9 protein-coding genes are annotated in these 7,260 nt (G+C 66.7%); 3 read left to right on the top strand and 6 right to left on the bottom strand.

Translation table 11 applies throughout. From position 1 onward, the window contains the following. Positions 1 to 43 precede the first annotated feature (43 nt). Together A5701_RS15360 and A5701_RS15355 are read left to right on the top strand one after the other, a co-directional pair. Positions 44 to 778 carry an SDR family oxidoreductase gene (locus A5701_RS15360; RefSeq protein WP_067755090.1) on the top strand — a complete coding sequence of 245 codons (735 nt, stop codon included), beginning with the start codon at positions 44 to 46 and terminating at the stop codon, positions 776 to 778. Positions 779 to 792: 14 nt separating this feature from the next. Further along, positions 793 to 1,698, top strand: coding sequence for an SDR family oxidoreductase (locus A5701_RS15355; protein WP_067755087.1), 906 nt, complete (start codon positions 793 to 795; stop codon positions 1,696 to 1,698). Between the two features lie 5 nt (positions 1,699 to 1,703). Here A5701_RS15355 and A5701_RS15350 read toward each other — a convergent pair whose 3' ends face one another. From A5701_RS15350 to A5701_RS15325, 6 genes are all read right to left on the bottom strand, one after another. Then, positions 1,704 to 2,267, bottom strand: a complete 564-nt coding sequence (locus tag A5701_RS15350) for a pyridoxamine 5'-phosphate oxidase family protein (protein ID WP_082969764.1) — start codon at positions 2,265 to 2,267, stop codon at positions 1,704 to 1,706. Positions 2,268 to 2,318: 51 nt separating this feature from the next. Next, entirely contained in the window at positions 2,319 to 3,509 is a 1,191-nt protein-coding gene (locus A5701_RS15345) for a cytochrome P450 (RefSeq protein ID WP_067755075.1), read from the bottom strand. Between the two features lie 186 nt (positions 3,510 to 3,695). Then, on the bottom strand, positions 3,696 to 4,076 hold the full coding sequence (locus A5701_RS15340; RefSeq protein ID WP_231972834.1) for a nitroreductase/quinone reductase family protein: 381 nt from the start codon (positions 4,074 to 4,076) through the stop codon (positions 3,696 to 3,698). Then, a complete protein-coding gene (locus A5701_RS15335) occupies positions 4,034 to 4,486 on the bottom strand; it encodes a nitroreductase family deazaflavin-dependent oxidoreductase (RefSeq protein WP_067755072.1) in 453 nt (150 codons plus the stop codon). Before A5701_RS15335 ends, A5701_RS15340 begins: the two co-directional genes overlap by 43 nt. A 9-nt stretch (positions 4,487 to 4,495) precedes the next feature. Beyond that, positions 4,496 to 4,882, bottom strand: a complete 387-nt coding sequence (locus tag A5701_RS15330; protein ID WP_067755068.1) for a hypothetical protein — start codon at positions 4,880 to 4,882, stop codon at positions 4,496 to 4,498. A gap of 7 nt (positions 4,883 to 4,889) precedes the next feature. Continuing rightward, positions 4,890 to 6,053, bottom strand: coding sequence for a steroid 3-ketoacyl-CoA thiolase (locus A5701_RS15325; protein ID WP_067755065.1), 1,164 nt, complete (start codon positions 6,051 to 6,053; stop codon positions 4,890 to 4,892). A gap of 122 nt (positions 6,054 to 6,175) precedes the next feature. Here A5701_RS15325 and A5701_RS15320 point away from each other — a divergent pair. Then, positions 6,176 to 7,260: cytochrome P450 (locus tag A5701_RS15320; protein WP_067755062.1), on the top strand; the 1,085-nt coding region annotated here is incomplete at its 3' end.

Raw genomic sequence — 7,260 nt, 5'->3', positions numbered from 1 at the left:
TCACCGTCGACTTTCCCCCGGTCAACGCCATCCCGTCGCGCGGGTGGTTCTGGTAACCGGCGGGGTCCGGGGGGTGGGCGCCGGCATCAGCTCGGTGTTCGCCGGGCAGGGCGCGACGGTCATCACCTGCGCACGGCGGGCCGTCGAGGGCCTGCCGTACGAGTTCCATTCCTGCGACGTCCGCGACGACGACGCCGTGAAGGCGCTCATCGACACCATCGTCGACAGGCACGGCCGGCTCGACGTCGTGGTCAACAACGCCGGCGGTTCGCCGTACGTGCTGACCGCGGAGTCCAGCGCGAAGTTCAACCGCAAGATCATCGAACTCAACCTCATTGGCGCACTGTCGGTTTCCCAACACGCGAACGAGAAGATGCAGAACCAGGACCGCGGCGGGTCGATCATCAACATCTGCAGTCTGTCCGGTCGACGGCCATCGCCCGGCACCGGCGCCTACGGGGCGGCCAAGGCCGGCCTGGAAAGCCTCACACAGACCCTGGCGGTGGAATGGGGGCCGAAGGTCCGGGTGAACTCCTGTGTCGTCGGCATGGTCGAGACCGAGCAATCCGAGCTCTTCTACGGCGACGCCGAGTCCATCGCCGCAATCTCCAAGAACGTGCCGCTGGGCCGACTCGCCAAGCCCGACGACATCGGCTGGGCCGCAGCCTTTTTGGCATCGGACGCGGCGTCCTACATCAGCGGCGCGTCGCTCGAGGTGCACGGCGGGGGCGAGCCGCCGCACTACCTGGCCACAACGAACGCCGGCGCGATCAAGTAGAGGAGACACGAACAATGGGAGTGGTTGACGGCCGCGTGGTCATCGTCACCGGAGCGGGCGGCGGTATCGGTCGCGCGCATGCGCTCGCCTTCGCGGCCGAAGGTGCGCGCGTGGTGGTCAACGACATCGGCGTGGGCCTGGACGGCTCGCCGGCCGGGGGCGGCAGCGCCGCCCAGGGCGTGGTCGACGAAATCACCGCGGCCGGTGGGGAAGCCGTCGCCAACGGATCCAACGTCGCCGACTGGAACGAAGCGGCCGCCCTGATCCAGACCGCCGTCGACACCTTCGGCGGGCTGGACGTGTTGGTCAACAACGCCGGCATCGTCCGCGACAGGATGATGGCCAACACCAGCGAGGAGGAGTTCGACGCCGTTATCGCCGTACATCTCAAGGGCCACTTCGCCACCATGCGGCACGCGGCGTCGTACTGGCGCGGGTTGTCCAAAGAGGGCAAGGCCGTCGACGCGCGGATCGTCAACACCAGTTCGGGCGCCGGCCTGCAGGGCAGCGTCGGGCAAGGCAACTACAGCGCGGCCAAGGCCGGCATCGCGGCGATGACGCTGGTCGGCGCCGCCGAGATGGGCCGCTACGGCGTGACGGTCAACGCCATCGCGCCGTCGGCCCGCACCCGTATGACCGAGACGGTCTTCGCCGAGATGATGGCAACGCAGGACCAGGATTTCGACGCCATGGCGCCCGAGAACGTCTCGCCGCTGGTGGTGTGGCTGGGCAGCGCGGAATCCCGCGACGTGACCGGGAAGGTGTTCGAGGTCGAGGGCGGCAAGATCCGGGTCGCGGAGGGCTGGGCACACGGGCCGCAGATCGACAAGGGCGCAAGGTGGGATCCCGCGGAACTGGGGCCCGTCGTCGCCGACCTGCTCGCCAAGGCCCGCCCGCCGGTTCATGTGTACGGGGCCTGATTCAGCTACCGGGCAACCGGATCCGGAGCGTTCCAGGGGAGCGACGATGATCCCCAGTGCGTCAGCTCGTTCGCTTCCTCGTTCGCATACAGGTGACGCGGCGGTGTGGCGAAGGTCGCGTAGGGACGACAACGAAGCACCAGTCTGTCTTCGCGCTCGGCCATTTCCCGGACGAAGGGCCGGGCTTCCGGGCCCGCCTGCTGTCCGGACATGCGCCAGCCGACGGCCATCATGACGTCGACGGTGAGGTCGGGGTCTTTATCGATGACGGCGTCGGCGTGTACCTGCAAGAAGGAGAACGGCCAGCGCTCGTCGAGCACACAAATGCTCACTTTCGGGTCCCGCGCCACCGCGTTCGCCTTCGCGCGTCCGGCCATGGTGGACACGAGCAGCTCATCGTCATCGGTCGGGACGTAATACACGATCGACATGGCCGGGCCGTCATGGCGGCGGCGGTAACCGAAGACGCACGTCCGGTGCGTGCGGACGAATTCTCGGCGCTCCGAGGGGAGCATGTCCCGGTCGGGCGGAGCAGTGAACGGCTCGGCGGCCGGGGGCAAGAGTCTCATTGAGTCCCTTTCAGTTTGGCGCGGGCGGCGTCGAGCTGACACCACGCGAATTTATGTCGGAACCAGCTTGAGCGGCAGGGCCTCGTGACGGCGGATGATGTTGTTCATCGCCCACTTCGGTGTTCCGGTGACCTCGATGCGGTCGACGCGCTCAATCAGGGCGCGCAGCATGGCCGACGTTTCCAGGCGCGCCAGACCTTGGCCGGCGCAGGCATGCGCTCCGTGACCGAAGCCGATTTGACGGCTGGCGTCGCGGCGGATGTCGAAGGCTTCGGGTTCCTCCCATTCGCGTTCGTCTCGGTTGGCAGAGGCGTACATCACAAGGGCGCGAGCACCGGACGGCATTGGCGTGCCGGCTATTTCAGTTTGGCTGGCCACCCAGCGCGCGAATGCGCGCAGCGGGGGCTCGTACCGGACCACTTCATTGACGGCGTTCGTCATGAGGCCCGGGTCCTCTTTCAGCAGCCGCCACTGCTCGGGGTGGCTGGCGAACAGGTGCAACGCGTTGGAGATGGCGCTCATGGTGGTGTCGATCGACGGCGCGAGATAGTCGACCATCAGCGGCGGACACTCGCGGTGCGACAGCTTGCCTTCGTCGGCGGCAAGCAGAAGCTCGTGTGCCATGCTGCCGTCGAGAACGGCCCGCTGGCGAACCACGCGGCGCGCGAACCGCAGCATTTGCAACGCGCGAGGCGTCGACTTGATCGCTTGCCAGTTCAGCGGGCCGAGGACATCGAAAGTGGCTCCGCCCCAGTCGATGAGGTGACGTCGACCATCCCGCGGCCAACCGATGAGGTCAGGCACCACGGCCAGCGGCAGGGCGGCCGCCAGGTCGTTTACCCCGTCGACCGCACCCTGGGCGAGCGCGGCATCGACGACCGCCGCGGCGGTGGCGTCCACGCTGTCGCTGATCGCACGCAGCACGCGCGGCAACAGTCGGTGCGCGACCAGTTTGCGACGTTGATCGTGCTCGTCGCCGTCGCTGTTGAGGGTCGTGCCTCGCGATAGGCGATTGGTGATCGGGTTCAGGGAGACGCCCCTGCCCGACAGGAACGTCGTGTCGTCACGCAACACGGCCTTGCTCTCGGCGTAGCGGGGGAGCGCGTACGCCTTCTGCTTGGCCAGCCAGACCACCGGGCCGAGGTCGCGCAGGCGCCGGTAGTGCGGGTAGGGATCGACGATGGCGGCGGCGGAGTAGAGGTCTGGTTCGTATACCGGGACACCGGCCGGTGTGCGACGCATCGTTCTCCTCACAGCGCGCCTTGGCGGCCACGGCGCATGCTTTCTGACGAAATCGTCACATACGGCGATATGCTCAGTCAAGCCCTGAGGTGCCGTGCCCGGGTGCAACGGATGGTTCGGCGGCGGACGGCCAAGGCCGGCTGCTCCGTTTTCACCGACGGTCCTACCCAGACAAACCGGCCGCGCCTAGCACGGCTCGCAGACCACGAGCGGGATGACACGGTCGATGGCCCGACGGTATTTGCGGTAGCGAGGGCAGATCCGCTTCAGCGGCGGCCAATAGCGTTCGCGCTCAGCGTCTGTGGCATCCCGGGCCACCAGATCCAGCTGCCGGTCGCGGATCTGCACCCGCACTTCGGGATGCTCCTTCAGAATGCGATACCACAACGGGTCTTCGTCGCGCCCGCCGAAAGAAGCCGGCAGAATCACCCTTTCGCCGTCGAGCTGTTCAGTGCCCGCGGCTTCGCCGACGTCAGCGTCGACGACGTCGCCAGGATCTTTCTCAACCTGCAGCGAGGGAAACGTTACGGGTCGCAGATGACGATGGGGATGACGCGGTCCGTCCACGATCGGTAGTCACCGAATGACGGGTACATGGCATCCAGCTTCGGCCAGTACTCCGCGCGCTCGGCCTCGGTGGCGTCACGGGCCTGCAGCTGCAGCACCTCGTCCTTGATCTGCACGGAGACTTTGGGATTGGCCTTGAGGTTGAGGTACCACAATGGGTTCTTGTCGCTGCCGCCCTTCGATGCGACCAGTACCACCCGGTTCCCTTCGCGTAGATACAGCAGCGGGCTCACCCGCGGTTCACCGGTCTTACGGCCCGTCGTGGTGAGCAGGGCGACCGGCGCGTTGCCGAAGGTGCCGCCCAGTTTTCCGTTGCTGCGTCGGTAGATCCACGTGTTGCCCTTGGCCATCCATTTGATGATGAAGCCGACCCAGGGGGCGTTCAAAGAGCGTGGCTTCGGTTTAGGCATGATGTTCCCTTAGCGCTGGACAAATGGTTGGAAGCGAACCTTGATGTGGTGGATTTCGGCCTTGCCGCTTGAGCTTTCGGCCGGTATCACGAACGTCTCGTTGACTCGTGCGGCCAGCCGACGGCCGCCGAACGCCGCCTTGGTCAGCACGGTGTACGCCGCGTGCACCCGGTCTCCGTCGATTCGGTAATCCGGCGGCGTCGTGTCCGCGAGAAATCGGTACTGCGGACCACGATTCATGCTGCGGCGCAGATGGTTTCCGGAGAACCCGTTCTTGATCCCTTGCTCGACGCGGGTGCACCGCGCGGCGAACGGAACGGAGTCGCCGTGATGGCTGACGAGCGCGTCGATGTAGGCCTGCGCCGCGGCGATGCGGCTCTCTTCGGAGACGAGCACCGAGAGGCTAGATGCGTTCGATGATGGTGCCGGTTGACAGGGCACCGCCCGCGCACATGGTGATCAGCGCGGTGCTCTGGTCGGTGCGCTCCAGCTCGTGCAGCGCGGTGGTGATCAGCCGGCTGCCGGTGCTGCCCACCGGGTGGCCCAACGCGATCGCCCCACCGTTCACGTTCACCTTGTCCATGTCCGGGTTGTGCACCCGCGCCCAGGACAGCACCACCGACGCGAACGCCTCGTTGATCTCGGTGATGTCGATGTCACCAATCTTCATGCCGGCCTTTTCCAGCACCTTGGCGGTGGACTGGACGGGGCCGTCGAGGTGGTAGTACGGCTCGGCGCCGACCAGCGCCTGGCTGACGATGCGGGCCCGCGGCCGCAATCCGAGCGACTTGGCCTTGTCCTCGTCCATCCACAGCACCGCCGCGGCGCCATCGGAGATCTGCGACGACGTTCCCGCCGTGTGGATTCCGCCCTCGATGACCGGCTTCAGCGAGCTCAGCCCCGACAGGGTGGTCTCCCGCAGGCCCTGGTCGCGGGAGATGGTCACCCGCTCGGACGTCGGCTGCTTGTTCTCGTCCAGTGCCGGCGCCTCGATCGGGGAGATCTCGCGGTCGAACCGGCCTTCCTCCCACGCCCGCTTGGCCTTGGCCTGCGATTGGTAGCCGAACTCGTCGATGTCGTCGCGGGTGATGCCCCGCCGCTTGGCGATCCGCTCGGCCGCGGTGAACTGGTCGGGCAGGTCGATGTCCCACGACGCGGGCCGCAGGATGCTTCGGTCGGGACCGGCGTTGGCGCCGAGTCCGACGCGGCTCATGGCCTCGATTCCGCAGGCGATGCCGATGTCGATGGCACCCGCCGCGATCAACCCGGCCACCAGCCCGTTGGCCTGCTGGCTGCTGCCGCACTGGCAGTCCACGGTCGTGGCGCCGACGTGCTCCGGCAGCCCGGCGACCAGCCAGCTGACCCGGGTGATGTTGTTGGACTGCTCGCCGAACTGCGTCACGCAGCCGCCGATGACCTGTTCGACGTCGCCGGCGTCGATGCCGGCCTTCTCCACCAGCGCCCTCTGCACCGCGCCAAGCAGCTCGGTCGCATGCAGCCCTGACAGCCATCCGTTGCGCTTGCCGATGGGGCTGCGGGTGGCTTCGACGATTACCGGGTTACCCATTCCGTCAGGCTAGAACACGTTTCATTAGTCTGACAAGCGACGATGGTGACCTGCCTTTTATCTGCGCAGGAGCCGTGTTTTACTGGCACTAGAACACGTTGCAATTGAGGAGCGCACACATCATGGCACCCCCCAACATCCCCGCCGACTTCGACTTTCTCGACCCCGACGTCAACCTCGCCGGGCTGCCCGTCGCGGAACTCGCCGAGCTGCGCAAGGCGGAGCCCATCCACTGGGTCGACATCCCCAATGGCGCGGGCGGGTTCGAGGACCACGGATATTGGCTCGTCACCAAGCACGCCGACGTCAAGGAGGTGTCCAAGCGCAGCGACATCTTCTCGAGCTGGATGAACGGCGCCATCCCGACGTGGCCGCCGGAGATGAAGCGCGAGCAGGTCGAGCTGCAGCGCAGCGTCATGCTCAACATGGACGCACCCCACCACACCCGGCTGCGCAAGATCATCTCGCGCGGCTTCACGCCACGGGCCATCGGACGGCTGGAGGCCGAGCTGGCCCAGCGTGCCCAGAACATCGCGAAGACCGCGGCGCACGAGGGCAGCGGCGACTTCGTCGAGCAGGTCTCGTGCGAGCTGCCGCTGCAAGCCATCGCGGGCCTGCTCGGCGTTCCCCAGGAGGATCGCGACAAGCTCTTCCGCTGGTCCAACGAGATGACCGGCGGCACCGACCCCGAGTACGCTCACGTCGATCCCGCGCAGTCGTCGATGGAACTGATCACCTACGCCATGGCGATGGCCGCGGAGCGCAGCAAGAACCCCACCGACGACATCGTCACCACGCTCGTCCAGGCCGACATCGACGGCGAGAAGCTCTCCGACGACGAGTTCGGTTTCTTCGTGGTGATGCTCGCGGTGGCGGGCAACGAGACCACGCGCAACTCGATCACCCACGGCATGATCGCGATGGCCAACAACCCCGATCAGTGGGAGCTCTTCAAGAAGGAGCGCCCGTCGACCGCGGCCGACGAGATCATCCGGTGGGCCACCCCGGTCTCGGCGTTCCAGCGCACCGCCAACGAGGACACCGAGTTGTCCGGCGTGCGGATCAAGAAGGGCGAACGGGTGGTGATGTCCTACCGCTCGGCCAACTTCGACGAAGAGGTCTTCGAGGACCCGCACGCCTTCAACATCCTGCGCGACCCGAACCCCCACGTCGGGTTCGGTGGCACCGGCGCCCACTACTGCATCGG

It is taken from the genome of Mycobacterium sp. E3305 (assembly GCF_001666785.1).
GTDB lineage: Bacteria > Actinomycetota > Actinomycetes > Mycobacteriales > Mycobacteriaceae > Mycobacterium.
The sequence above is the reverse complement of the archived record's forward strand: the minus strand, read 5'-3'. Positions and strand labels throughout refer to the sequence as shown.

Bases quoted from the DNA above. Each gene is read 5' to 3' on its own strand.
- A5701_RS15355 (WP_067755087.1), top strand. From the start codon at position 793: ATGGGAGTGGTTGACGGCCGCGTGGTCATCGTCACCGGAGCGGGCGGC.
- A5701_RS15350 (WP_082969764.1), bottom strand. From the start codon at position 2,267: ATGAGACTCTTGCCCCCGGCCGCCGAGCCGTTCACTGCTCCGCCCGAC.
- A5701_RS15345 (WP_067755075.1), bottom strand. From the start codon at position 3,509: ATGCGTCGCACACCGGCCGGTGTCCCGGTATACGAACCAGACCTCTAC.
- A5701_RS15335 (WP_067755072.1), bottom strand. From the start codon at position 4,486: ATGCCTAAACCGAAGCCACGCTCTTTGAACGCCCCCTGGGTCGGCTTC.
- A5701_RS15325 (WP_067755065.1), bottom strand. From the start codon at position 6,053: ATGGGTAACCCGGTAATCGTCGAAGCCACCCGCAGCCCCATCGGCAAG.